Genomic DNA, 26,328 nt, shown 5'->3' on the forward strand with positions numbered 1-26,328 from the left:
GCGGCGCGCGCGGCCACCGGTACGATCCGCGCTCCTGCCGTGCCGTCCGCCATGTCCTCCTCCACCGAGTCTTCCTCCCTCCCCGCCTCGCCCGACCGTCTGCTGCCGCTGGGCCAATGGCCCGCCACCGCGCGCGCCACGCTCGCGGGCGTGTTCACCGACATCGACGACACGCTGACCACCGAGGGCGCGATCACCGCCGATGCGCTCACAGCGCTCGGCGCGCTGCGCGCAGCGGGGCTGCACGTGGTGGCGATCACCGGCCGGCCCGTGGGCTGGAGCGAGCCCTTCGTCAACGCCTGGCCGGTCGATGCGATCGTGGCCGAGAACGGCGCGGTGGCGCTGCTGCCGCTGCCCGGCGGCGGCATCGCCAAGCGCTACCAGCAGGACGCGCCCACGCGTGCCGCCAACTACCGGCGCATGCAGGGCGTGCTCGCGCGCATCGAGGCGGAGATTCCGGGCGCCGGCCGCGCCACCGACTCGCCGGGCCGCGAGACCGACATCGCGATCGACCACAGCGAGTTCGTACGGCTCGACGAGGCCACCATCGCCCGCGTGGTGGCGCTGATGCGCGGCGAGGGCATGCATGCCACCGTGAGCAGCATCCACATCAACGGCTGGTACGGCGGCAACGACAAGCTCGAGGGCGCGCGCTGGATCCTTCGCGAGCTCTGGGGCCGCCGGCTCGACGACGAGATCGCGCGCTGGGCCTACGTGGGCGACTCGACCAACGACCAGCTGATGTTCCGCAGCTTCGCGCACAGCATCGGCGTGGCGAACGTCGCCCGCTTCGTGCCGCAGCTGGAGTTCCTGCCGCACTACGTGACGCGCGGCGAGCGTGGCGCGGGTTTCAGCGAGGCGGTGGCAGCGATCCTCGCGGCGCGACCGAACTAAGGCGCGGCACGCCGGCGCAGCGGCGCCCATTGGTTCCAGGTGCCCACCGCCGCCACCAGCAGCAGCACGCCCGCGTAGCCCTCGACCGTCGCCAGCAGGCCCAGCGGCGCGACCAGGAAGCCCGCGAGCATCGCCGGCAGGCTGAAGGCCAGGTAGCTCACCACGAAGATCGCCGCGAACAGTTCGCCGCGTTCATGGGACTGGGCCAGCGGCGCGAGCGTCTGCACCAGCGCAGAGAAGGCGCCGCCGAAGCCGATGCCGGCCACCGCCGTGCCGACGAAGAACAGCGCCAGCGAACGCGTGGCGAGCGCCGCCAGCAGCAGCACCAGCCCGAGCGCCAGGCTGGCCATGCCGAGGATCGCCGGGCGCGGCGCCGCGAAGCGGCCCAGCAGCGTGGGCGCCACGGCCCCCACGCCCGACAGCACCGCGATCGTGAGGCCGTTGACCACGCCGCTGTCGATGCCGAACACGTGGTGCATCAACGAAGGCGCAAGCGACAGGAACAAGCCGCCGAGCGCCCACACCGCGATGAACACCGGCAGCCCGCGCGCGAACTCGGCGCGCGCCCGCACGGGGATCGACACCCGCGGCACCAGCGAGGCCAGCGCGCCGGCGCGCGGCGTCACGGTCTCGGGCATCCACAGCACCAGCGCCGCGCCGAGGGCGAACACCAGCGCCAGCACCCCGAACACCCACATCACCGGCTGCCCGGTCCAGCGCACCGCCATGCCCGTGAGCAGCGCGCCCAGCGCCAGCCCCGCGAGCGGCGACACGCTGGTGATCAGCGCGCCCAGCCGCTTCTTCGCGGCCGGTGCCGCCTCGACCACGGCCGCGCTCAGCGCGCCGCTCGCGATGCCGGTCGCCACGCCCTGCACCACGCGCGCCAGGATCAGCCCGCCGATGTCGCCCGCCAGCAGGAACAGCCCCATCGCCACCGCCTGCAGCACCAGCGCCGCGAGCACCACCGGGCGGCGGCCGATGTGGTCGGACAGCGAGCCGGCCACCAGCAGCGAGATCAGGAGCGCGATGGCGTAGATCGCGAACGCCACCGTCAGCATCGAGGACGAGAAGCCCCAGGCATGCTGGAACACCACGAACAGCGGCGACGGCGCGGCCGCCGCGAAGAAGAAGGCGAACAGCACCGCCGCCAGCAGCGGGAAGGCCAGCGCCGCCGGCATGCGCCGGGGTGCCGCGGCAAGGGGCGCCGCGCGGACAGGGGCGGCGGCGGTGCCGGGGCGGCTTGCGAGGTCGGGGCATTGGGACACGGTGAACTCCTTGGCGCGAAACGGCTCTTAACGCACAAATCTTTGCGTTTGCGATTCTAGGCCTCTCCCGCTGTTAAAGCAAATATCTTTGCGTTAAAGTCGATTCACCATGAACACCGCCGCCCCGTCCGCCGCTTCCTCTTCTTCAGCCAAGCGCCCCGGCGGGCGCAGCGCGCAGGTGCAGGCGCAGGTGCGCGCCGCGCTCGAGGAACTGGTCGCCGAACAGGGCCGCGAGCGCGTCACCGTGCCGGCCGTGGCCGAGCGCGCGGGCGTCAGCGCCTCCAGCATCTACCGCCGCTGGGGCGATCTTTCCGGCCTGCTGGCCGAGACCGCCACCCACCGCCTCGACCCCGACCGCCCGCTGCCGGACACCGGCACGCTGCGCGCCGACCTCGCGGCCTGGGCGCGCGAACTGATCGAGCACCTGGCCAAGCCGTGCAACACCTCGCTGCTGAAGGCCGCGGCCGCGCTGGCCAACGGCGACGAGGACACCGACTGCCTGCGCAACCGCCGGCGCGAGGCGCTGGCCCTGGTGGAGCAGGCCCGCGCGCGCGGCGAGGCCACGCCGACGGCCGAACAGGTGATCGATCACCTGATCGCGCCGATCGTGTTCCGGCTGGTGTTCGGGGGGGAGCCGGTGCGCGTGGAGCTGGGGGAGCGGCTGGTGGGGGAGTTGTTTGCGATGGGAGCAATTGATCGCTCCGCATGCGCAACTCCTCCGTGATCTCGGTGAAAGCCGGCACCGCCTCCACGGTCAACGGGCAATGCGCGGAGTCGTCTACAGCTGTGCCAGCGCCTCTTTGAAGGCCTGAAAACTGCCCGAACGATTGGTCGCCGCATCCATGTGCCGGGCCACTGATCGCGCCAGCTCGAGCTTTCGCAGGCCCTGCTTGAAATAGCCTTTCTTTTGCAGCTCACGCTCCAGTGCTTCCCAAGTGCCCCCCTTGATCGCATCTGGATCGCGAAACCCAGCTTTCGTAGGTAGCGTTGCCTCCATCTTCGGATAGGCGGCCCTGACAGCCGGCCAGTCGCCAAAAAACCATGCCTCCAGTTCTTCAATCGCAATGCGATTAATGACCTGAAATTGTCCACCTCGCCTGGTTTTTCGCGTCCTCAATCCAGCGTTCGCAGCTATCTGCTCGAGCCGAGCCTTCAGCCGCATGCAATCGTCGTCATCGCGATCTACAAGCACTGCGACCATCGCAGTTGCAGGTAGCCACTTCGCGTAGCCAGCCAAACGCTGCGGCAATTGCTTGAGCAACTCGTCTTTGCACTGAAACTGGCGAACCTCCGCTCGAATACCCTGGCGCAACAGTTTGGGCAGCAACTCGTGCAGCGCGACTTCCATTGACGGTTCCTCAACCAGGACGTGCACGGTATCAATCGCCACGGCGCGCCCTTTTTTCTCCCGATGCCGTGCCGGCCAGCGACCAAGGCGCGCCCTGGTTCCGTAGCGGATCGCTCATGCCAAACTGCCCTTCCATCCAAAGATGCCCGAGTGAAGCACCCGTGCCCATGAATGCGGAAATTCCCTGAATTTCGCTGGCCACTTGAGCTTGGGTAAATCCTTGCTCGTCACGATAGAGGATCCGCACCTCCTCTGGACGACAACTATTGAGAAAGAATGGCGAATGAGTCGTCACCAATAGCTGCGCGCGTTCGGAAGCCAGTCGGCATTCTTCGCCCAGCTCGGGCAACAGGCGCGGATGCAGGAAGTTCTCAGGCTCTTCGATGCCAATGAACTGAGGTGGCGTTGGGTCATACAACACCGTCAAGTAGGCCAGCATCTTCAGCGTACCGTCAGACGCGAACTTGGATAGAACGGGCTCGGCGAAAGGTGCATCCTTCACTTGCAGAAGCAATCGTCCATCCGGCATTGGCGACGCATCAATCCGCTCCAATCGCGGAATTCGATCACGCAGCACCTGCATGATCTGGTCCAACTCTGCCGGATGACTCTCCTTGAGGTACTGAATGACGTTCGGAAGGTTGTCGCCCGTCTTTGAAAGACGCTCCTGCGGGCCCGACTCCGGCTGGGTTCGCGTGCTGTCCACCGACAAATAAGACACATACCAATCGGTAATGAAATCACGCAACGCCGCAACACGGGGATGTTGCGCGATTTGGCCCAGCGTATTCACAGCTATCAGATCAGGACCACGCAACGGGACGTCGAGACGCTGATCCTCCGCATCAGGTTGCTCTCCGCTGATGACGCTACCAACACCATGCCGATAGTTCAGAAAACGAAAGGGCTGACCATGTGAGCCACGCTTCCATGCCAGCCATTCTTCCGCGACCACTGGGCCCTTGGCGGTCTCATCGATCGAGAGGTGATACGTGATCAGGGGAGTTTTGGGTCGCTCGCGATACTTGATCTCGATGGTTACCGGTCCAAGTGCGCCACGCGTCTTGAGCTCCTTGGCTCGCCCGCGTCTATCCCAAGCTTGCCGTAGTCCGCTCTGAAAACACTCGGAGAGAAAGTTGAAGACATCGAACAACGTGGACTTCCCGCTGCCGTTGGGCCCGAGCAGAACAGTCAAGGGCGTAATGCCCTTGAGTTCGACGTGCTTGAGCGCCCGGAAGTTTTGAACCTTCAGATATTCGATACGAGGAACAGTGGTGGAAACGGGCATGGGTCGACCTGGCGGCGAGAATGAACGGGCAGAGTTTGCCGGAAAATTGCCACCGCAAACGACCACCATGGGCGAAGACGGCGGCAAGCGCTACGAGTGTTTCAGTTGTCCTGCTCGCCGGGTTGGCTCTCGGATATTCCAGCTTGGCGTAGAGGCGCACCAACAAGTGCTGGCAGGCATGCGTTTGGAGAATCTCTCACTTCTCCTTCGCCAACCCCAGCTTCTCGATCAACACCTTCTCCCGCGCCACCGTGTCCTGCGCAAACTTCGTGTACTGCGCCGAGCTCATGTAGTCGGGCAGCATGTCGTAGCGCCCCAGTGCGGCGACGTAGCTCGGCTCCTCCATCGCCTGCTTGAAGGCGTCGTGCAGCTTCTTCACCACCTCGGGCGGCGTGCCCTTGGGGGCGCCGATGCCGAAGGGCGAGTTCTGCACGATGTCGTAGCCCAGCTCCTTGAGCGTGGGCGCGTCGGGGAACTTGGCCAGGCGCTTCTCGCCCCAGGTGTTGAGCACGCGCAGCTTGCCGGCCTCGACCTGCGGCGCGAAGCCGGTGCTGTCGGCCGCGGCCATGAGCTGGCCGCTGACCACGGCGAGCATCAGGTCGGCGCTGCCCTTGTAGGGCACGTGCTGCAGCTCGATGCCGGCCTTCTGCGCGACCAGCTCGGTGGTCAGGTGCGGGCTGGTCAGAGTGCCGGTGGAGCCGTAGGTCAGCTTGCCGGGATTGGCCTTGGCATAGGCGACGAAGTCGGCCCAGGTCTTGAACGGGCTGTTCGCGGGCACGACGATGCCGAAGGCATAGCCGGTCACGTTGATGACGTAGTTGATGTCCTTGAGCGGATCCCAGTTGATCTTGGTGGTGTAGCCGAGGCGGAACACGCCGAGCGGGATCTGGGCGATGGTGTAGCCGTCGGCCTGCGAGGTCTGCAGCGCCTGCGCGGGCAGGGTGCCGCCGGCGCCGGGCTTGTTGTCGACGATCACGGGCTGGCCGAGGATGCGGCTCGCGTTGTCGGCGAGCTGGCGCATGGTGATGTCGGTGGGGCCGCCCGCGGGGAAGGCGATCACCAGCTTGACCGGCTTGGCCGGAAAGGCCTGCTGCGCGAAGGCGGCCAGGGGCGCGGCGAAACCGCAGGCGGCGAGCGCGGCGGCGCGGAGGAAGGTGTGGCGGCGGAGCATGGCGGCTGGGGTCCCGGCTGAATTTGAAAGAGCGCGATTGGGCCCCGCCGATCGGCACTAGACAACCGGGGCAGCCCTGATTTCCTCAAGGCCGCAAGGACATTCAGGCCTGCTCGAAGCCCTCGAGCACGTTCACCGCGTTGACGCCCACCTCGGCCACCGCATAGCCGCCCTCGAACACGAACACCGTCGGCAGTCCCGCGCGCGCGAGGTCCTCGCCCATGCGCAGGTAGTCGTCGCTGCGCAGCCGAAAGCCCGAGATCGGATCGCCCTCGAAGGTGTCGACGCCGAGCGAGACCACGAGCGCGCCGGCCTTCACCTCTGCGATGCGCGCGAGCGCGCTCGTCAGCGCCGCGCGCCAGCCCGCGAAGTCGGTGCCCCGCGGCAGCGGCAGGTTGTGGTTGAAGCCCAGTCCCGCGCCGGCGCCGCGCTCGTCGGCATGGCCGAGGTAGTAGGGATAGTCGGTGACGGGATCGGCATGCAGGCTCGCGAAATGCACGTCGTCGCGCGCATAGAAGATGGCCTGGGTGCCGTTGCCGTGGTGGTAGTCGACGTCGAGCACGGCCACGCGCTCGACGCCCGCGTCGCGCAGCGCCTGCGCGGCCACGGCGGCGTTGTTGAGGAAGCAGTAGCCGCCGAAGAAGTCGGCGCCCGCATGGTGGCCCGGCGGCCGGGTCAGCGCGAAGGCGGCGCGCTCGCCGCCGACGACGCGTTGCGCGGCGGTGAAGGCGCTGGCCGCGCCGTGCCGCGCGGCGGCCCAGCTGCCGGCCGTCAGCGGCGTGCCGGCATCGAAGCCGAACAGGCCCAGGCGCGCGGGGAAGCTCGCGGGCAGCACGTCGGTGCGCATGCCGCGCGTGGGCCAGTACGAGGGCAGCGCGTCGCGTTCGGCATTGGCGGGATCGAGCGCCACCCACTCGTCCCAGGCACCGGCGATGAAGTCGAGGTAGCGCGGCGCATGCACCTTGGCGAGCAGTGCGTCGGGCAACGCATCGGGTGCGCGCAGCGGGCCGAGCGCGCGGCGCTCGATCTCGGCCTTCACGTGGTCGGCGCGCGCCGGCACCTCGAAGCACGGCACGAGCTCGCCGCGGAACATCTCGACTTTGCCCTGGTGCAGTGCGTGCCGGTCGTTGTAGATGGTGAGCATGAAACGGGGTCGGCGGCGGGCGCCGTGGCTGGACAGCCGCCCATCATGCCGCACGCCGCAGCACGGCCCGGCGCCGGCCCGCGGCCGTGAGCCCGAACAGGTCCTTGGGATCGTCGAGCTCGGGCACCAGCGCGATCTGCCGGCCCACGCCGCGCTCGATGGCGAGCTGGTGGATGTAGCGCAGCGCGGTGTAGTCCTCGAGCGCGAAGCCGACCGAATCGAACACCGTGACCTGGTCCGGCCGCTCGCGGCCCGGCACCTCGCCGAGCAGCACCTTCCAGAGCTCGTGCACCGGGAAGTCGGCCGCCAGCTGCTGGATCTCGCCCTCGACGCGGGTCTGCGGCTCGTACTCCACGAACACGCGCGCGCCGCGCAGCACCCCGGGGTCGAGCTCGGTCTTGCCGGGCGAGTCGCCGCCCACCGCGTTGATGTGCATGCCGGGCTCGATCATCCCGGGCTCGAGCACCGTCGCATGGCCCTGGTAGGCGGTGACGGTGGTCACGATGTCGGCGCCGCGCACCGCCTCGGCCACCGAATGCGCGCGCACGATCTCCATCGGCGAACAGGCCGAGAGATGGCGCACCAGCTTGTCGGTGGCATGCGGGTCGATGTCGAACACGCGCACTTCTTCGATGCCCAGCAGCGCATGGAAGGCCAGCGCCTGGAACTCGCTCTGCGAGCCGTTGCCGATCAGCGCCAGGCTGCGCGAGCCGGGCCGCGCGAGCGCGCGCGCGGCCATGGCGGAGGTGGCTGCCGTGCGCAATGCGGTGGTGAGGGTGAGTTCGGACAGCAGCACCGGGTAGCCGGTGTCGACCTCGGCGAGCACGCCGAAGGCCATGACGGTGGGCAGCCCCACCGCGGTGTTGTGCGGATGGCCGTTGACGTACTTGAAGGCATAGGCGCCGTCGTCGGCCACCGGCATCAGCTCGATCACGCCGAGGTGCGAATGGCTGGCCACGCGGGCCTTCTTGTCGAACTCGCGCCAGCGCAGGAAGTCGTCGCGCAGCGCATCGGCCAGGGCACCCAGGAACTGCGGCACGCCGGTGTCGTCGACCAGGCGCACGAGGCTGTGGACATCGATGAAGCGGGTCATGGCAGGACTCCTTGCGAGCCCCGGCCGGCGCCGCACCCGATCCGTTCCACCATGGCGGGTCCAGGATGAGCGCCTGCGCCAAGGGTTCGATTCCATTCTGCGCCGCGCGCGCGGCCGCGGCGAGGTCCGCGACCCCGACCGCGTCGAGCGCAGGGGCAAGCCCCCGCGCCCGACGGTTCGGGGCTACCGTCCGGCGTTGGTGCCGGCCGAAGAAGGCCTCAGCGCGCCAGCACCGGGGCCAGCGCCACGCCCGTGTGCGTGCCCAGCCGCACCACCTCCTCGGGCGCCGCCGCCGCCACCACGCGGCCGCCGCCGTTGCCGCCCTCGGGCCCGAGGTCGACGATCCAGTCGGCCTCGGCGATCAGGTCGAGGTCGTGCTCGATCACCACCACGCTGTGGCCGCCGTTCACCAGCCGGTGCAGCACGTGGATCAGCTTCTCGACGTCGGCCATGTGCAGGCCCACGGTCGGCTCGTCGAGCACGTAGAGCGTGTGCGGCGCCTTCTGGCCGCGGCGCGTGATGTCGTCGCGCACCTTGCTGAGTTCGGTCACCAGCTTGATGCGCTGCGCCTCGCCGCCCGACAGCGTGGGCGAAGGCTGGCCCAGCGTCAGGTAGCCGAGTCCCACGTCCTTGAGCAGCTGCAGCGGATGGCTGATGTTCGGCATGCTCGCGAAGAACTCGACCGCCTCGTCCACCTCCATCTGCAGCACGTCGCCGATGCTCTTGCCGCGCCAGCTCACGGCCAGCGTCTCGGGGTTGAAGCGCGCGCCGTGGCAGACCTCGCAGGGCACCTTCACATCGGGCAGGAAGCTCATCTCGATGGTGCGCACGCCCGCGCCGTCGCAGGCCGGGCAGCGGCCCTCGCCGGTGTTGAAGCTGAAGCGCGCCGGGCCGTAGCCGCGCGCCTTGGCCTCGAGCGTGTCGGCGAACAGCTTGCGGATGGTGTCCCAGAAACCGATGTAGGTCGCGGGGCAGCTGCGCGGGGTCTTGCCGATCGGGGTCTGGTCGACCTCGAGCACGCGGTCCACGCTCTGGTAGCCCTCGACGCCCTTGCAGCCGGCCCAGGCCGGGCGCTTGCCCGCGGCATCGGCGTCGCGGCCGGCCCTGGTGCTGCGCTGCTGCACCACCGCCTGCACGTTGGCCAGCAGCACGTCGCGCGCGAGCGTGGACTTGCCCGAGCCGCTCACGCCCGTGACCACCACCAGCCGCTGCAGCGGCACGGTGACCGTCACGTCCTGCAGGTTGTGCATGTCGGCGCCGCGCACCGTGAGCCACTGGCCGTTGTCGGGCGCCTTCGGGTCGGGCGAGGGAATGAGCCGGCGCGCCTGCAGCGGATGCTTGATCGCGTCGCGCAGGTAGCGGCCGGTCTGCGACTCGGCCGCCTGCTCGATGTCGGCGACCGCGCCCTGCGCCACCAGGCGGCCGCCGCGCTTGCCGGCGCTCGGGCCGATGTCGATGATGTGGTCGGCACGGCGGATCGTGTCCTCGTCGTGCTCCACCACCACCAGCGTGTTGCCCTTGTCGCCGAGCTTGTGCAGCGCGTCGAGCAGGATGCGGTTGTCGCGCGCATGCAGGCCGATGGTCGGCTCGTCGAGCACGTAGCACACGCCCTGCAGGTTGCTGCCGAGCTGCGCCGCGAGCCGGATGCGCTGCGCCTCGCCGCCGCTGAGCGTGGGCGCGCCGCGGTCGAGCGTGAGGTAGCCCAGGCCCACCTCCTCGAGGAACTCGAGCCGGCTCTTGATCTCGGGCACCAGGTCGCGCGCGATCTCGGCCTCGCGGCCCGAGAGCGAGAGGTTCTCGAACCAGGTGCGGATGTCGGTCACGCTCATGCGCGCGAGCTCGGTGATGCCGATGCCGCCCTCGCCCCAGCCCGGCGTGCCGGCATGCGCATGGACCGCGCCGCCACCGAACAGCACCGCGCGCGCGGTGGCATTGAGCCGCGTGCCCTTGCAGGTCGGGCAGGCCACGTCGCCCACGTCCTCGGCGTCGGGCTCGGCGAAGGTCTGCTCGCGTCCCTTCTGGTCGTCGGCCATCACCGAGTCGTCGAAGATCTTGCGCTGTTCCTTGCTGAGCTTGACGCCGGTGCCCACGCAGTCGGGGCACCAGCCGTGCTTGCTGTTGTAGCTGAACAGGCGCGGGTCGAGCTCGGCATAGCTGGTGCTGCAGACCGGGCAGGCGCGCAGGGTCGAGAACACGCTGACGCGGCCGATGCCCGCCGCCGTCACGCCGGCCATCATGGCGGCGCGCAGGCCGTCCATCTCGCTGAGCACGTGCACCACGCCCTTGCCGTGCTCGAGCGCCTTCGTGAGCGCCTCGCGCAGCTGGTTCTCGTTCGTGGGCAGCACGTCGAGGCTGGCCACGGGCAGCTCGATGCTGTGTTCCTTGAAGCGGTCGATGCGCGGGAAGCCCGCGGTCGGCAGGAAGTCGCCGTCCACGCGCAGGTGCGTGAAGCCGCGCGGCCGCGCCCAGTCGGCCAGCTCGGTGTAGACGCCCTTGCGGTTGCTCACCAGCGGCGCGAGCAGGCCGATGTGCTGGCCCTTGAAGTTGCGCATCAGCTGCGCCGCGATGCTGTCGGGCGTCTGCGGCTGCACGGCCGCGCCGTCCTTCACGCAGTGCTGCACGCCGAGCTTCACGAACAGCAGGCGCAGGAAGTGCCAGACCTCGGTGGTGGTGCCCACCGTGCTCTTGCGGCCGCCGCGCGACAGGCGCTGCTCGATCGCCACCGTCGGCGGAATGCCGTAGACGGCATCGACCTCGGGCCGGCCCGCGGGCTGCACGATGCTGCGCGCATAGGCGTTGAGCGATTCGAGATAGCGGCGCTGGCCCTCGTTGAACAGGATGTCGAAGGCCAGCGTGGATTTGCCCGAGCCGCTCACGCCCGTGACCACGCTGAACTTGCCGCGCGGGATGTTGACGCTGAGGTTCTTGAGGTTGTGCTCGCGCGCGTTCACGATCTCGACCGCGTCGGCGCCCGGCGCCTTCTTGGCCTGCGCGATGTAGCGGCGCGCCGCGCGCTCGGCCACCTTGTAGGCGCCCGGGCCGATCGCGAGCTCGTAGTCGGCCAGCGCGGCGCCCGTGAGCGAGGCGCGGTTCTCGCGCAGCTGCTCGGGCGTGCCCTCGGCCACCACCTGGCCACCGCCCTCGCCGCCTTCGGGGCCGAGGTCGATGCACCAGTCGCTGGCGCGGATCACGTCGAGGTTGTGCTCGATCACGATCAGCGAATGGCCGGCGTCGAGCAGCTTGCGCAGGGCGCGCATGAGGCGCGCGATGTCGTCGAAGTGCAGGCCGGTGGTGGGCTCGTCGAACAGGAACAGCGTGCCCTTGCGCGCCACCGCCTGCTTGCTCGAGGTCGCGCCCTTGGCGGCCTCGGCCAGGAAGCCCGCGAGCTTGAGGCGCTGCGCCTCGCCGCCCGACAGCGTGGGCACGGGCTGGCCCAGCTTCACGTAGTCGAGGCCCACGTCGGAGATCGGCTGCAGCACGCGCAGAACGTCGCGGTCGGCATCGAACAGCGCCGCGGCCTCGGCCACGGTCAGCTCGAGGATGTCGGCCACGTTGTAGCTCTTGCCGTGGCGCTCGATGCGCACCTCGAGGATCTCGGGCCTATAGCGCTTGCCGTCGCAGTCGGGGCAGCGCAGGTAGACGTCGGAGAGGAACTGCATCTCGACGTGCTCGAAGCCCGAGCCGCCGCAGGTGGGGCAGCGGCCGTCGCCCGAGTTGAAGCTGAACTTGCTCGCGGTGTAGCCGCGCTGGCGCGAGATCGGCGCGGTGGCGAAGATCTCGCGGATCGCGTCCCAGGCGCCGACGTAGCTCGCGGGGTTGGAGCGCGCGGTCTTGCCGATCGGCGACTGGTCGACGAACACCACGTCGCCGAGGTGGTCGGCGCCGAGCAGGCGGTCGTGCGCGCCGGGCGTCTCGGTGGCCTTGCCGAAGTGGCGCATCAGCGCGGGCGCGAGCACGTCCTGCACCAGCGTCGACTTGCCCGAGCCGCTGACGCCGGTCACGCAGACCAGGCGCGCGAGCGGAAACTCGACGCTGATGTCCTTGAGGTTGTGCTCGCGCACGCCCTCGAGGATGAGACGGTGCGTGTTCTCGCTGACCAGCCGCTTGAAGCCCATGCCGATCTTCTTGCGCCCGCCCAGGTACTGGCCGGTCAGCGTGTCGGCGTCGCGCAGCGCGTCGGTGCTGCCGTCGAACACGATCTGGCCGCCGCGCGCGCCGGGGCCGGGGCCCATGTCGATCACGCGGTCGGCCGCGAGCATCACGGCGGGGTCGTGCTCGACCACCACCAGCGTGTTGCCCGCGTCGCGCAGCCGCAGCATGGCCTCGGTGATGCGGTTCATGTCGCGCGGATGCAGCCCGATGCTGGGCTCGTCGAGCACGAACAGCGTGTTGACCAGCGAGGTGCCGAGCGCGGTCGTGAGGTTGATGCGCTGCACCTCGCCGCCGCTGAGCGTGCGGCTCTGGCGGTCGAGCGTGAGGTAGCCGATGCCGACGTCGTGCAGGTAGCGCAGCCGGGTCGTGATCTCCTCGAACAGCAGCTTGAGCGCCTGGACCTCGCCGGCCGCGCTCGAGCGCTGCGCCTCGCCGGCCGTGGCGATGCCGCCGGCCGTCATGCGGTCGAACAGCTGGCGCAGCCGCTCGATCGGCAGCAACATCAGGTCATGCAGGCACAGGCCCGGCAGCGCCTCGAGCTGCGCGCGCGTCCACTTCACGCCGATCGGCATGAAGCGCTTCTCGGGCGGTAGCACCGCGTCGGCGTCTTCCTTGCTGCCGATGCGCCACAGCAGGCTTTCGAGCTTGAGCCGCGCGCCCGCGCAGGTGGGGCACGGCGTGTAGCTGCGGTACTTCGACAAGAGCACGCGGATGTGCATCTTGTAGGCCTTGCTCTCGAGGTAGCCGAAGAAGCGGCGGATGCCGTACCACTGCTTGTTCCAGTTGCCCTCCTTGTAGTTGGGCGTGCCCTCGATCACCCAGTGCTTCTGCTCGGCGGTGAGCTTGTTCCATGGCGTGTCGCGCGGAATGCCGGCGGCCTCGGCGTGGCGCATGAGGTCGTCCTGCGCCTCCTTCCAGGCCGGGGTCTGGATGGTCTTGATCGCGCCCGCGCGCAGGGTGAGCTTGTCGTTCGGGATCACGAGGCCGAGGTCGACGCCGATCACGCGGCCGAAGCCGCGGCAGGTGTCGCAGGCGCCGACGGCCGAGTTGAACGAGAACATCGAGGGGATCGGGTCGCCGTAGCGGATGTCGCTCTCGGGGCAGTGCAGGCCCGTGGAGAACTTCCACACGTCGGCCACGGCGTTCTCCTCGGCGCCGGTCGCATGCACGGTCACGCGCCCGCTGCCGCGCTTGAGCGCGACCTCGATCGCCTCCACCACGCGCGAGCGCTCGGCGCTCGAGGCGCGGAAGCGGTCGGCCACCACGTCGAGCACCTTGCGCGGACCGGTGGGCGTGGCCACCTCGCGCTCGGCCTGCACGCGCGTGAAGCCGCTGGCCGACAGCCACTGCGTGACCTCGTCGGCCGTGGTGCTCGCGGGCAGTTCGACCGGGAAGGTCACGACCAGCCGCGGATCGCCCGCGGCCGCGGCGCGCTCGACGATCTGCGCATAGATGCTGTCGGGCGAGTCGTGGCGCACCGGCAGCGCGGTCTCGCGGTCGAACAGGTCGGCCGCGCGCGCATAGAGCAGCTTCAGGTGGTCGTTGAGCTCGGTCATCGTGCCGACCGTGGAGCGCGAGGAGCGCACCGGGTTGGTCTGGTCGATGGCGATCGCGGGCGGCACGCCCTCGACCTTGTCGACCGCCGGCTTGTCCATGCGGTCGAGGAACTGGCGGGCGTAGGCGGAGAAGGTTTCGACGTAGCGCCGCTGGCCCTCGGCGTACAGGGTGTCGAACACGAGGCTCGACTTGCCCGAGCCGCTGGGCCCGGTGACCACGGTCATCTCGCCGGTGCGGATGTCGAGGTCGAGATTCTGGAGGTTGTGCTGGCGTGCGCCACGGATGCGGATGGAGCCCTGTGTCATGAGTGCCTTGGGGGTGGGGCAAACATTCTAGGGAGTGGTCCATGACGCGCCGGTGCACCTCTCTGTAAGGACGGTGGCCGCGCAGGGGTTTGTCCGAATGGTGGACTTAATACTTTTAGAAACAAATAAGGCGTTGGTTTGCAACGGTGGCAGCGCCATCGCAAAAGAAGGGACGAGCACACATGACGAACAAGCACGGCCGCCTGCGCGCGGCCCTGATCGCGCTTGGCGCGCTGGTCTTGCTGCCCGCGCAGGCGCAGATCCTGATCGGCCAGACCGCCGGCATGACCGGCCCGGTGGCCGCCAGCGTCAACGAGACCATCGGCGGCGCGCAGCTCGTGATCGATGCCGCCAATGCGCAGGGCGGCGTGCACGGCGAGAAGATCGAGGTGATCCGGCTCGACGACGGCTTCGACGTCAAGCGCGCGGGCGAGAACGGCCGCGCGCTGATCGAGGACAAAAAGGTGCTCGCACTCTTCATGAGCCGCGGCACGCCGCATTCGCAGGCCATCATTCCCTGGCTCGACAAGCACGGCGTGGCGCTGATCGGGCCCTCCACCGGCGCGATGGTGCTGCACAAGCCGGTGCAGCGGAACGTGTTCAACGTGCGCGCCACCTACCAGCGCGAGGCCGAGAAGGCGGTGCAGCACCTGCTGACCATCGGCATGGTGCGCATCGCGGTCGTGCACGTGACCGACTCCTTCGGCGCCGATGCGCTCGAGGGCGCGATGACCGGCTTCGGCAAGGCCAAAGCCCAGCCCGCGGCCACCGTGCCGGCCGACCGCGACAAGCCCGACTACGCGGCCATCGTGCCCGCCATCGTCCAGGCCAAGGCACAGGCGGTGCTGTGGATCGGCTCGGGCAGCGCGGTGGTCGACGGCATCAAGGCGCTGCGCGCGGCGGGCTCGGCGGCGCAGGTGGTCACGCTGTCGAACAACGCCTCCTCGGGCTTCATCAAGCAGCTCGGCGAGGCCAGCCGCGGCGTGGTGGTCACGCAGGTGTTCCCGAGCGAGCGCTCGATCAGCTATCCGATGGTGAAGGAGGCGATCGCGCTCGCGAAGGCCAAGGGCCAGAACGAACTCTCGCCCGCGGCGCTCGAGGGCTTCGCCTCGGCCAAGGTGCTGGTGGAGGCGCTGCGCCGCGCCGGCCCCAAGCCCACGCGCGCCCGCGTGATGGCCGCGCTCGACGGCCTGCGCGACTACGACCTCGGCGGCCTCGAGATCAGCTACACGCCGCAGGACCACAGCGGCATCGATTTCGCCGACCTCTCGATCATCAGCGAGGGCCGCTTCAAGCGCTGAAGCGCCGCCTTTCCCTCTCGACCAAGCCGGGCCCAGCGCCCGGCTTTTTGCTTTTGCAAACAACGGTTTGACAGGGTTTGCACGAGGAATCGTATGTCACGTCTAGCTACACATAATTGCATTTGCTGACATGGACACGAATCCCGACGGGAAAGGTTTTGTCGATGAAGAAGAAGAAAAGGATCCCGCGCCTGCGCGCCGCCGCATTGCTGCTCGCACTCGCGGCGACCGGCGCCTCGGCCCAGATCGTGATCGGCCAGTCGGCCGACCTGTCGGGACCGGTGGCGGCCAGCGTGAAGGAGACGATCATGGGCTCGCAGCTGGTCATCGACCAGGTCAATGCCCAGGGCGGCATCAACGGCGAGCAGATCGAGGTCATCCGCATGGACGACGGCCTCGATGCCAAGCGCTCGCTCGAGAACTCGCGCATCCTGATCGAGGACAAGAAGGTGGTCGCGCTGCTGCTCAACCGCGGCACGCCCAACACGCTCGCGGTGATCCCGCTGCTCGACAAGCACGGCGTGCCGCTGGTCGGCCCGTCGACCGGCGCGATGGCGCTGCACAAGCCGGTGCAGAAGAACATCTTCAACGTGCGCTCCACCTACCAGCGCGAGGCCGAGAAGGCGGTGGTGCACCTGCAGACCACGGGCATCCAGCGCATCGCGGTGGTGCAGGCCGACGACTCCTTCGGCAAGGACGGCCTCGAGGGCGCGAACCGCGGCTTCGAGAAGGCCAATCTCAAGCCGGTGGTGATCGCGCTGGCCGACCGCAACAAGCCCGACTTCGCGGCCATCGTGCCGAAGCTCGTCGAGGCCAATGCGCAGGCCGTGCTGTGGATCGGCTCGGGCACCTCGGTGTCCGACGGCGTGAAGGCGCTGCGCGCCGCGGGTTCGGCCGCGCAGGTGGTCACGCTGTCGAACAACGCGGCCTCGGGCTTCATCAAGGACCTCGGCAGCGCGAGCCGCGGCGTGATCATCACGCAGGTGTTCCCCTACGAGCGCTCGTTCGGCAATCCGCTGATCAAGGAGGCCCTGGCGCTCGCCAAGGCCAAGGGCCAGGAAGACCTGTCGCCCGCGCTGCTCGAAGGCTTCGTGGCGACCAAGGTGCTGGTGGAGGCACTGCGCCGCACCGGGCCGAAGCCCACGCGCGCGCGGCTGCTGGCCACGCTCAATGCCTTCCAGTACGACCCGGGCGGCGGGCTCGACATCTCGTTCTCGCCGACCGACCACACCGGCATCGAATACGTCGACCTCTCCATAGTGAGTGACGGCCGCTTCAAGCGCTAGGCAGCGCTTCGGAGATTTACTTCGGCGCGCTCGCAGCGGCAGCCGGCGCAGCAGGCGCCGGCTCGTGCACTTCCACGCCGTGCTTCTCGCCCGACATGTCGACCTTGTCGCCGGCCTTCGAGATCACGTACAGCGCGATGGCCGCGAAGATGGCGAAGCCGACTGCGATTTTCCACATGGGTTCTGTCTCCTGAGAGGGGTGATTGCTAGGTTCAAGAAAAAGGCCTCATGCCGAGGGTCGGCATGAAGCCTCTTTGTTGAACGGAGGGCGCGCGGCGCCCTCCTCTCATCGGCGCCGCGGCGCTCACACCTTGTCAGTCGTGGGCGTAGATGTCCACGTCCTTGGTCTCGCGGATGAACAGCGTGCCGATCACCAGCGTGATGCCCGCGATGATGATCGGGTACCAGAGGCCGTTGTACATGTTGCCGGTCGAGGCCACGATGGCGAAGGCGGTGGTCGGCAGCAGGCCGCCGAACCAGCCGTTGCCGATGTGGTACGGCAGGCTCATCGAGGTGTAGCGGATGCGCGTGGGGAACAGCTCGACCAGCATCGCGGCGATCGGCCCGTAGACCATGGTCACCAGCAGCACCAGCCAGAACAGCAGCAGCACCGTCAGCACCTTGTTCATCTTCGCGGGGTCGGCCTTGGCCGGATAGCCAGCGATCTTCAGGTCCTCGGCCACGCCCTTCTTGAAGGCTGCGATCTCCTTGGCGGAGGTCTCGTCGAACTTGAGGTTCACGACGTTGCCGATCGGTGCTTCCACCGTCTTGTCGCCGATCTTCACGACGGCCTTCGAACCCGGCGCGCCGGCCACGTTCTCATAGCTCACCGAGTTCTGCACCAGGTAGCGCTTGGCGATGTCGCAGGAGCTGCGGAAGTCGATCTCGCGGGCCACGGGGTTGCCCTGGAACGAGCAGGTCGCGGGGTCGGCGGTCACGGTCACGCCCGCGGTGGCCTGGGCCTTGGCGAGGTCGGGGTTGGCGGCCTCGGTCAGCATCTTGAAGACTGGGAAGTAGGTCACCACGGCCAGCAGGCAGCCGGCCATGATGATCGGCTTGCGGCCGATCTTGTCCGACAGGGTGCCGAAGATCACGAAGAACGGGGTGCCGAGCAGCAGCGCGGCGGCGATCATCAGGTTGGCGGTGGTCGCATCGACCTTGAGCTGCGCGGTCAGGAAGAAGAGCGCGTAGAACTGCCCCGAATACCAGACCACGGCCTGGCCGGCGGTCAGGCCCACCAGTGCCAGGATCACGATCTTCAGGTTCTTCCACTCGCCGAAGGATTCGGCCAGCGGCGCCTTCGAGGTCTTGCCCTCGGCCTTCATGCGCTGGAACGCCGGCGATTCCGACAGCGACAGTCGGATCCATACCGAGATGCCCAGCAGCAGGATCGAGACCAGGAACGGAATGCGCCAGCCCCAGTCGTTGAACACCGCTTCGCCCAGGCCTTCGCGCACGCCCAGGATCACGATCAGGCTCAGGAACAGGCCGAGCGTGGCCGTGGTCTGGATCCACGAGGTGTAGGCACCGCGCTTGCCGTGCGGCGCGTGCTCGGCCACGTAGGTGGCGGCACCGCCGTACTCGCCGCCGAGCGCGAGGCCCTGCAGCATGCGCAGCGCGATCAGGATCACCGGCGCCGCGACGCCGATGGTCGCGTAGCTGGGCAGCAGGCCGACGATGAAGGTCGACAGGCCCATGATCAGGATCGTGACCAGGAAGGTGTACTTGCGCCCGATCATGTCGCCGAGCCGGCCGAACACGATGGCGCCGAACGGACGCACCAGGAAGCCGGCCGCGAAGGCCAGCAGCGCGAAGATGAAGGCTGCGCCCGCATCGAGGCCGCTGAAGAACTGCTTCGCGATGATCGCCGCGAGCGAACCGTAGAGGTAGAAGTCGTACCACTCGAACACGGTTCCCAGCGAAGAAGCGAAGATGACCTTCTTCTCCTCCGCCGACATGGGCCGGGGGGCCGGATGCGGCACTCCCCGTGAATCTAGTGTGGCTGCCATTGATCGTCTCCTGTGTATGCGTTCATGCGGCGCCCGAATTCGGGACCGTGGGGCATTCTTGGAGGCGCGACTGACCCGAGCCTTTCGCGAAACTGAACGGGCGCTTACGGATTAAGGTGAAACCCTCGACGCACGTTTCAGCCTGTAAGAAATGCAGCGTGGCTGCTGCGGATGCTCAGTTTTTGCTGCTGCGCAGCAGGGCCGGACGCTGGTCGGCCTCGGCCCATTGCGGGCCGTCGAACCAGGCATCGCCCGCGAGGTAGGCGCGCAGCATCGCGAGGCCGTCGAAGCCCCAGAACAGCCGGCCGTCGACCGCATAGGCCGGCGTGCCGAACACGCCGAGCGCGATCGCATCCGCGGTGTTGCGCTGGAGCAGGGCCTTGCTCTCGTCGCTGCCGGCATCGCGACGCGGTTGCAGTTGCGCGGTGAGCGCGGCCAGCCGCGCGGGGTCGGCCGCCTCGAGGCCGCCGCGCCAGACGTGGCGGAAGACGGTCTCGGCCACCAGCCGGCTCACGCGGCCGTCGTCGGAGGCGGAGAGCGCGAGCCGCAGGTGCGCGAGCGGGTTGTAGGGATGCGAGGCCGGCATCGCGATCTCGATGCCGTGCTGGTGGCCCAGCCACAGCACGTGGCGGTAGGTCCAGCCGCGCTTGGCGGGAATCTCGGCCGGCCCGAGCTGGCCGTGCGCCTTGAGCACCGCGCCAAGCAGCACCGGGCGGTAGTCCACGCTGTAGCTCAGGCCCTCGAGCGTTTGCGGCAGCTGCTCGAACGCGAGGTAGGCATAGGGCGAGATGAAGTCCAGGTAGAAGTCGATGTGCTTCATGCGTCGATGTCTCCGATGGCCGGCGCCCGCCAGATGCCGGCCCGGGCCCGCCACTCTATCGCGCGCCAGACCTGCCGCCGCTCGTCGTCCTCCATGCGGCTCCAGCCCGCGATCTCGGGGATGGTGCGCAGGCAACCCTCGCAGAAGCCGCTGAGCCGGTCCATGCGGCACACCGAGCTGCAGGGCGAGGGCACCGGCTCGGCCAGCCCCCGCAGTTCCGCGGCGCGGTCGGCCAGGGCCTGCGCTTCGGCGACGTTCACGCCGCGGCCACCACCACGTCGGCCACCGGCGCGCCCGTGAGCGTCTCGAGGTCGTGCGGACGCAGCTGGAACACCGCATGCGGATGGCCCGCGGCGGCCCAGATCTCCTCGAAGCGGAACAGCTCGCGGTCGATCAGCACCACGGGCTTCGTGACATGGCCCACGGGCGACACGCCGCCGATGGTGAAGCCGGTGCGCGCCTTCACGAAGTCGGCGTCGGCACGGCCGGTCTTGCCGACGATCGCATCGACCTTCTTCTCGTCGACGCGCCGGTCGCCCGAGGTGATGACCAGCACCGCGACCTCGTCGCTCTTGCGCCGGAAGATGATGCTCTTGGCGATCTGGCCGACCGCGATGCCGAGCGCGTCGGCCGCCTGCTGCGCGGTGCGGCAGGCGTCGTCGAGCATGCGCGGCGCATGCGGGTGGCCGGCGTCCTGGAGCACGCGCGCGACGCGCTGGACACCGTCGGGAAGGGAATGGAGTTCGGAGCCGCACATGGCTTGGGTCTTCGGAGGTTCGTGGGGGCGTGCGCCCCGCGTTGCAGGCACCCGAGCATACGAAAAAGCCCCGGGCCCGGCGCCGCCGCCGCGCGGCCACCCTTTCGGGCACCGCACCAATGCGGGCAGCACCGCACCGCGGCCGCGCCACTTTGGGTGCGATTGCGGTGCGCGCACGGGCCGCCACCGGTCTTTTTCGGCGGCATGGATATTGCTCGACCCCATCGCGGACCTCCCGGCCTGGGTGGGTCCGCAGTGCCTCCGCTAACGACGGCGGGGTTCGAGCGAGCCGATGGCGATGAGCCGCCGGATTCGTTTGTCCATCCGATTATTCGCATCCGTTCCGTCGCGGAGGCCCCCTGCCGCTGTCGCCCCGACAGCCCCGGTGGCCTGCATCCGAGGACCGGCTGCCCCCGCAGGACCTCAGCATGAAAATCGCAGTCATCGGCCACGGCATGGTCGGCCACAAGTTCCTCGAGCAGCTCCACGCGCTCGGCATTCCCGGCGCGGAAGTCACCGTCCTGTGCGAGGAGCCCCGGCCGGCCTACGACCGGGTGCACCTGTCCGAATTCTTCGCGGGCAAGACGGCCGAAGACCTCTCGCTGGTCGAGCCCGGCTTCTTCGAGCGCAGCGGCTTCACGCTGCGCCTGGCCGCGCGCGCGGTGGCGGTCGAGCGGCGCAACAACACCGTCACCACGGCCGACGGCGAGGTCGTGGCCTACGACAAGCTGGTGCTGGCCACCGGCTCCTTTCCCTTCGTGCCCGCGGTGCCGGGCCGCGACCGGCCCCACTGCTTCGTCTACCGCACCATCGAGGACCTCGAGGCGATGAAGGAATGCGGCGCGCGCTCGCGCAGCGGCGTGGTGGTGGGCGGCGGCCTGCTCGGCCTCGAATGCGCGAAGGCGCTGCGCGACATGGGCCTCGAGACCCACGTGGTGGAGTTCGCGCCGCGGCTGATGGCGGTGCAGGTCGACGAGGGCGGCGGCCGCGCGCTGCGCGAGAGCATCGAGGCGCTGGGCCTGCACGTGCACACCGGCCGCAACACGGTGGAGATCGTCGACGGCGCCGCCGCGCGCCATCGCATGGTGTTCGCCGACGGCAGCTACCTCGAGACCGACATGATCGTGTTCTCGGCCGGCATCCGCCCGCGCGACGAGCTCGCGCGCCAGTGCCTGCTGGCCGTGGGTCCGCGCGGCGGCGTGGCGGTCGACGACCACTGCCGCACCAGCGACCGCAACGTCTACGCGATCGGCGAATGCGCCTCGTGGAACGAACAGACCTTCGGCCTGGTCGCGCCCGGCTACGACATGGCGCGCGTGGCGGCGCGCCACATCGCGGGCGAGCACGAGGCCGCCTTCACCGGCGCCGACATGAGCACCAAGCTCAAGCTGATGGGCGTGGACGTGGCGAGCATCGGCGACGCGCACGGCAGGACGCCGAAGTCGCGCGCCTACCAGTTCATCGACGAGCGCAAGAAGGTCTACAAGAAGATCGTCGTCAGCGAGGACGGCAAGCTGCTGCTCGGCGCCGTGCTCGTGGGCGATGCCGCCGAATACGGCACCCTGCTGCAGATGGCGCTCAACGGCATCGCACTGCCGGAAGATCCCGAGTTCCTGATCCTGCCCTCGAGCGACGGCAAGGCGAAGCCGGGCCTGGGCGTCGAGGCCCTGCCCGACAGCGCGCAGATCTGCTCGTGCAACGACGTCAGCAAGGGACAGATCTGCGAGGCCGTGGGCCAGGGCGCCTGCACCCCGGCCGCGATGAAGGCCTGCACCAAGGCCGGCGCCACCTGCGGCGGCTGCGTGCCGCTGGTCACGCAGGTCATGAAGATGGAGATGGCCAGGCGCGGCATGGCCGTCGACAACCACCTCTGCGAGCATTTCCCCTATTCGCGCCAGGAGCTCTACCACCTGATCCGCGTGGGCGAGATCCGCAGCTTCGCCGACCTGCTCGCCAGGCACGGCAAGGGCCTGGGCTGCGACATCTGCAAGCCCGTGGCCGCGAGCATCTTCGCCTCGTGCTGGAACGAGTTCGTGCTCAAGAAGGACCTGGCCGCGCTGCAGGACAGCAACGACTACTTCCTCGGCAACATCCAGAAGGACGGCACCTATTCGGTGGTGCCGCGCATGCCGGGCGGCGAGGTCACGCCCGACGGGCTGATCGCGGTCGGCCAGGTGGCGAAGAAGCACGGCCTCTACACCAAGATCACCGGCGGCGCGCGCGTGGACATGTTCGGCGCGCGCGTCGAGCAGCTGCCCGCGATCTGGGAGGAGCTGATCGCGGCCGGCTTCGAGTCGGGCCATGCCTACGGCAAGTCGCTGCGCACGGTGAAGAGCTGCGTCGGCTCGACCTGGTGCCGCTACGGCGTGGACGACAGCGTGGGCCTCGCGGTCGAGCTCGAGAACCGCTACAAGGGCCTGCGCGCGCCGCACAAGATCAAGTTCGGCGTCTCGGGCTGCACGCGCGAATGCGCCGAGGCACAGGGCAAGGACGTGGGCGTGATCGCCACCGACAAGGGCTGGAACCTCTACGTCTGCGGCAACGGCGGCATGAAGCCGCGCCATGCCGAGCTGCTCGCGAGCGACCTGTCGAAGGCCGAGCTGATCCGCCTGATCGACCGCTTCCTGATGTTCTACGTGCGCACCGCCGACCGGCTGCAGCGCACCAGCACCTGGCGCGAGAGTCTCGAGGGCGGCCTCGACTACCTCAAGGGCGTGCTGCTGCAGGACACGCTGGGCCTCCACGCCGAGCTCGAGACCCAGATGCAGGCCGTGGTCGACACCTACCAGTGCGAGTGGAAGACCGCCGTCAACGACCCGGCCACGCGCCAGCGCTTCCGCTCCTTCGTCAACAGCGACAAGCCCGACGAGCACATCGTGTTCGTGAGCGAGCGCGGCCAGAAGCGGCCGGCGCGCGCCGAGGAGCGCAGCGAGGCGGCCGACGTCTCGATGGCCTGATGCACAACGAAAAAGGAAGCCCCATGACCCAGCAAGACCTGCACTGGACCGCCGTGTGCGCGGCCACCGACATCCTGCCCGACACCGGCGTGTGCGCGCTGGTCGAGGGCGTGCACGTGGCGATCTTCCGCGTCGGCCAGGAGGCCACGCTCTACGCCATCGACAACGTCGACCCGAAGGCCGGCGCCAGCGTGCTCTCGCGCGGGCTGGTCGGCAGCCTCGGCGACCGCATCGTGGTCGCCTCGCCGCTCTACAAGAACCACTTCGACCTGCGCAGCGGCGAATGCCTCGAGGCGCCCGAGCACTCGGTGCGCGCGCATGCGGTGCGCGAGCACGAGGGCCGCGTGCTCGTCGCGCTGGCCTGAGCCGCGCTCCCCTTCCCCGGCATTCCACTTCTCCCCAAGGATCCCCATGGCCTATCTAGCCCCCGCCGAGTTCGTCACCAAGATGGTCGATGCCGGCGAATCCAAGCTGCTGATGTCCACGCGCGACACGCTGATCCGCTCGTACATGGCCGGCGCCATCCTCGCGCTGGCGGCGGCCTTCGCGGTCAGCATCACGGTCAACACCGGCAATGCGCTGGTCGGCGCGATGCTGTTCCCGGTCGGCTTCATCATGCTGTACCTGCTGGGCTTCGACCTGCTGACCGGCGTCTTCACCCTGGCGCCGCTCGCGGTGCTCGACAAGCGCCCCGGCGCCACCTGGGGCGGCGTGATGCGCAACTGGAGCCTGGTGTTCGTCGGCAACTTCGCGGGCGCGCTCACGGTCGCGGTGTTCATGGCGATCATCTTCACCTTCGGCTTCAGCGAGGCCCCCAACGCCATCGGCGAGCGGCTGGGCCACATCGGCGAGGGCCGCACGGTCGGCTATTCCGCGCACGGCGCGGCCGGCATGCTGACGCTGTTCATCCGCGGCGTGATGTGCAACTGGATGGTGTCGACCGGCGTGGTCGCGGCCATGATGTCGACCACCGTCTCGGGCAAGGCGATCGGCATGTGGATGCCGGTGATGATCTTCTTCTACATGGGCTTCGAACATTCGATCGTCAACATGTTCCTGTTCCCCACCGGCCTGATGCTCGGCGGCAAGTTCACGCTGATGGACTACCTGATCTGGAACGAGCTGCCCACGGTGATCGGCAACCTGGTCGGCGGCCTGAGCTTCGTCGGCCTCACGCTCTACGCCACGCACTACAAGACGGCGCCCAAGCGCGTCGCCGGCTGATCGCGCGCCCATGGCCGCCGGTCGCCCGCCGCGCGTCACGCTGGGCCAGCACTCGCTGGCCGGCGTCGGGTCGGCGGTCAACCAGGACTTCCATGGCGCGATGCTGCCCGAAGGCGCGCAGCGCGCCGCCAAGGGCATCGCGCTCGCGCTGGCCGACGGCATCGGCTCGAGCCGCGTGAGCCAGGTCGCGAGCGCGGCGGCCGTGCGCGGCTTCCTCGAGGACTACTACGCCACCTCCGATGCCTGGTCGGTGCGCCGCGCGGCGCAGCGCGTGCTGGGCGCCACCAACTCCTGGCTGCATGCGCAGACCATGCGCAGCGACGCGCGCTTCGACAAGGACAGCGGCTACGTCTGCACCTTCAGCGCGCTGATCCTCAAGGGCCGCGAGCTGCACCTGCTGCACGTGGGCGATGCACGCATCTACCGCGTGCACGCGAGCGCGCTCGAGCAGCTCACCGACGACCACCGCGTGCATGTCTCGTCGGTGGAGTCGTACCTGGGCCGCGCGCTGGGCGCGGGCCCCAACGTCGAGATCGACTACCGCTGCTGGGAGGCCGAGGCCGGCGAGGTCTACCTGCTCGCCACCGACGGCGCGCATGCGCACCTCGATGCCGCCGCCGTGAACGACGCGCTGGTGCGCTGCGCCGGCGACCTCGACGCGGCCGCGCTGCGCCTGGTGCAGATCGCCCGCGCGCGCGGCGGCCAGGACGATGCCACCGTGCAGCTGTTGCGCATCGACGAACTGCCCGCGCCCGATGCGCCGGCGCCGGCGCTCGAGCGCGAAGGGCTCGCGCTGCCGCCAATGCTGGCGCCGCGCGACCGCTTCGAGGGCTTCACGCTGGTGCGCGAGATCCACCTGAGTTCGCGCAGCCACGTCTACCTCGCCACCGACGACGCCAGCGGCCGCCCCGCGGTGCTGAAGCTGCCCTCGGTGGACCTGCGCGAGGATGCCGCCTACCTCGACCGCTTCGTGCTCGAGGAATGGGTGGCGCGGCGCATCGACAGCCCGCACGTGCTCAAGGCCTGGCCGCTGGAGCACGCGCGCGGCCACCTGTTCGTGGCGATGGAGTACGTGGAGGGCCAGACGCTCGCGCAGTGGATGGTCGACCACCCGCGGCCCTCGCTCGACAGCGTGCGCGCCATCGTCGCGCAGCTCGCGCGCGGCCTGCAGGCCATGCACGGCAAGGAGATGCTGCACCAGGACCTGCGGCCCGAGAACGCGATGATCGACCGCGCGGGCACGGTCAAGCTGATCGACCTGGCCGCCACCCACGTGGCCGGGCTCAACGATGGCGGCGGCGAGCCGCGCGCGCTCGCGATCGAGGGCACGCCGCAGTACACCGCGCCCGAGTACTTCACGGGCCAGGGCGGCACGGCGCACTCCGACCTGTTCTCGCTGGCCGTGATCGCCTACCGCATGCTGAGCGGGCAACTGCCCTACGGACTGCAGGCGTCGCGCATCCGCAGCGCGGCCGATGCCCATCGCCTGCGCTATGTGCCGCTGCGCCAGTTCCGGCCCGAGCTGCCAGCCTGGGTCGACGCGGTGCTGCAGAAGGCGCTGCATCCGCAGCCCGCGAAGCGGCAGCAGGCGGTGTCGGAGTTCGCGCACGACCTGCAGTCACCGGGCGCCGAGTTCCTGCGCGCGCGAATGCCGGCGCTGATCGAGCGCCGGCCGGTGCTGTTCTGGCAATGCACCACAGTGCTGCTGGCCGTGGCGGTGGTGGTGCTGCTGGGCCTGCGCGCCTTCGGGCGCTGAA

Annotated in this window: 20 protein-coding genes; 8 read left to right on the forward strand and 12 right to left on the reverse strand. The window is 69.1% G+C overall.

Features of this window, described 5'->3' with window-relative positions:
- The first annotated feature begins 51 nt into the window (after positions 1–51).
- On the forward strand, positions 52–894 hold the full coding sequence (locus AC07RM_RS28295) for an HAD-IIB family hydrolase (RefSeq protein WP_495336661.1): 843 nt from the start codon (positions 52–54) through the stop codon (positions 892–894).
- Here AC07RM_RS28295 and AC07RM_RS28300 read toward each other — a convergent pair.
- On the reverse strand, positions 891–2,159 hold the full coding sequence (locus AC07RM_RS28300) for an MFS transporter (RefSeq protein ID WP_495336662.1): 1,269 nt from the start codon (positions 2,157–2,159) through the stop codon (positions 891–893). The two genes, AC07RM_RS28295 and AC07RM_RS28300, sit on opposite strands and share 4 nt — an antisense overlap.
- 109 nt (positions 2,160–2,268) lie before the next feature.
- Between AC07RM_RS28300 and AC07RM_RS28305 the strand changes: the two genes are divergently transcribed.
- Positions 2,269–2,883, forward strand: coding sequence for a TetR/AcrR family transcriptional regulator (locus tag AC07RM_RS28305; protein WP_495336663.1), 615 nt, complete (start codon positions 2,269–2,271; stop codon positions 2,881–2,883).
- Positions 2,884–2,937: 54 nt separating this feature from the next.
- Here AC07RM_RS28305 and AC07RM_RS28310 read toward each other — a convergent pair whose 3' ends face one another.
- From AC07RM_RS28310 to uvrA, 6 genes are all read right to left on the reverse strand, one after another.
- Positions 2,938–3,549, reverse strand: a complete 612-nt coding sequence (locus tag AC07RM_RS28310) for a DUF4276 family protein (protein ID WP_495336664.1) — start codon at positions 3,547–3,549, stop codon at positions 2,938–2,940.
- Complete coding sequence (locus AC07RM_RS28315) at positions 3,539–4,795, reverse strand: AAA family ATPase (protein WP_495336665.1); 1,257 nt, start codon at positions 4,793–4,795, stop codon at positions 3,539–3,541. Before AC07RM_RS28315 ends, AC07RM_RS28310 begins: the two co-directional genes overlap by 11 nt.
- 196 nt (positions 4,796–4,991) lie before the next feature.
- Complete coding sequence (locus tag AC07RM_RS28320; RefSeq protein ID WP_057590734.1) at positions 4,992–5,966, reverse strand: tripartite tricarboxylate transporter substrate binding protein; 975 nt, start codon at positions 5,964–5,966, stop codon at positions 4,992–4,994.
- Positions 5,967–6,069: 103 nt separating this feature from the next.
- Entirely contained in the window at positions 6,070–7,110 is a 1,041-nt protein-coding gene (locus AC07RM_RS28325) for a histone deacetylase family protein (protein ID WP_495336666.1), read from the reverse strand.
- 43 nt (positions 7,111–7,153) lie between these two features.
- Positions 7,154–8,203, reverse strand: coding sequence for an ornithine cyclodeaminase (gene ocd, locus AC07RM_RS28330; protein ID WP_093348135.1), 1,050 nt, complete (start codon positions 8,201–8,203; stop codon positions 7,154–7,156).
- 218 nt (positions 8,204–8,421) lie between these two features.
- A complete protein-coding gene (gene uvrA, locus AC07RM_RS28335) occupies positions 8,422–14,217 on the reverse strand; it encodes an excinuclease ABC subunit UvrA (protein ID WP_495336667.1) in 5,796 nt (1,931 codons plus the stop codon).
- A gap of 182 nt (positions 14,218–14,399) precedes the next feature.
- Between uvrA and AC07RM_RS28340 the strand changes: the two genes are divergently transcribed.
- Together AC07RM_RS28340 and AC07RM_RS28345 are read left to right on the forward strand one after the other, a co-directional pair.
- Positions 14,400–15,518, forward strand: coding sequence for an ABC transporter substrate-binding protein (locus AC07RM_RS28340; protein ID WP_495336668.1), 1,119 nt, complete (start codon positions 14,400–14,402; stop codon positions 15,516–15,518).
- A gap of 164 nt (positions 15,519–15,682) precedes the next feature.
- Positions 15,683–16,804, forward strand: a complete 1,122-nt coding sequence (locus tag AC07RM_RS28345; RefSeq protein WP_296793741.1) for an ABC transporter substrate-binding protein — start codon at positions 15,683–15,685, stop codon at positions 16,802–16,804.
- Positions 16,805–16,820: 16 nt separating this feature from the next.
- On the opposite strand, the gene AC07RM_RS28350 is transcribed toward AC07RM_RS28345, so the two are convergent.
- The 5 genes from AC07RM_RS28350 to AC07RM_RS28370 form a co-directional block, all read right to left on the reverse strand.
- Positions 16,821–16,982, reverse strand: coding sequence for a hypothetical protein (locus AC07RM_RS28350; RefSeq protein ID WP_172705265.1), 162 nt, complete (start codon positions 16,980–16,982; stop codon positions 16,821–16,823).
- A gap of 136 nt (positions 16,983–17,118) precedes the next feature.
- On the reverse strand, positions 17,119–18,813 hold the full coding sequence (locus AC07RM_RS28355; RefSeq protein ID WP_495336669.1) for an MFS transporter: 1,695 nt from the start codon (positions 18,811–18,813) through the stop codon (positions 17,119–17,121).
- A gap of 175 nt (positions 18,814–18,988) precedes the next feature.
- Entirely contained in the window at positions 18,989–19,633 is a 645-nt protein-coding gene (locus AC07RM_RS28360; RefSeq protein ID WP_495336670.1) for a 2-hydroxychromene-2-carboxylate isomerase, read from the reverse strand.
- Positions 19,630–19,893, reverse strand: a complete 264-nt coding sequence (locus AC07RM_RS28365) for a DUF1289 domain-containing protein (protein WP_093348148.1) — start codon at positions 19,891–19,893, stop codon at positions 19,630–19,632. Before AC07RM_RS28365 ends, AC07RM_RS28360 begins: the two co-directional genes overlap by 4 nt.
- Positions 19,890–20,390: a YbaK/EbsC family protein gene (locus AC07RM_RS28370; RefSeq protein WP_057590723.1), complete on the reverse strand. Its 501-nt coding sequence runs from the start codon at positions 20,388–20,390 to the stop codon at positions 19,890–19,892. The genes AC07RM_RS28365 and AC07RM_RS28370 overlap by 4 nt, the downstream gene beginning before the upstream one ends.
- 428 nt (positions 20,391–20,818) lie before the next feature.
- On the opposite strand from AC07RM_RS28370, the gene nirB reads away from it, so the two are divergent.
- Genes nirB through AC07RM_RS28390 form a run of 4 tightly spaced genes read left to right on the forward strand, consistent with a single transcriptional unit; the run spans position 20,819 to position 26,327 of the window.
- The gene (gene nirB / locus AC07RM_RS28375) at positions 20,819–23,347 is read left to right on the forward strand and encodes a nitrite reductase large subunit NirB (protein WP_495336671.1); all 2,529 of its coding nucleotides are present in this window, start codon (positions 20,819–20,821) and stop codon (positions 23,345–23,347) included.
- Between the two features lie 23 nt (positions 23,348–23,370).
- Positions 23,371–23,712: a nitrite reductase small subunit NirD gene (gene nirD, locus AC07RM_RS28380; protein WP_203203000.1), complete on the forward strand. Its 342-nt coding sequence runs from the start codon at positions 23,371–23,373 to the stop codon at positions 23,710–23,712.
- Positions 23,713–23,758: 46 nt separating this feature from the next.
- Entirely contained in the window at positions 23,759–24,571 is an 813-nt protein-coding gene (locus AC07RM_RS28385) for a formate/nitrite transporter family protein (RefSeq protein ID WP_208508653.1), read from the forward strand.
- A gap of 10 nt (positions 24,572–24,581) precedes the next feature.
- Entirely contained in the window at positions 24,582–26,327 is a 1,746-nt protein-coding gene (locus tag AC07RM_RS28390; RefSeq protein ID WP_495336672.1) for a bifunctional protein-serine/threonine kinase/phosphatase, read from the forward strand.
- The last annotated feature ends 1 nt before the right edge of the window (position 26,328 follow it).

Source organism: Variovorax sp. GW821-FHT09B05, assembly GCF_059418265.1.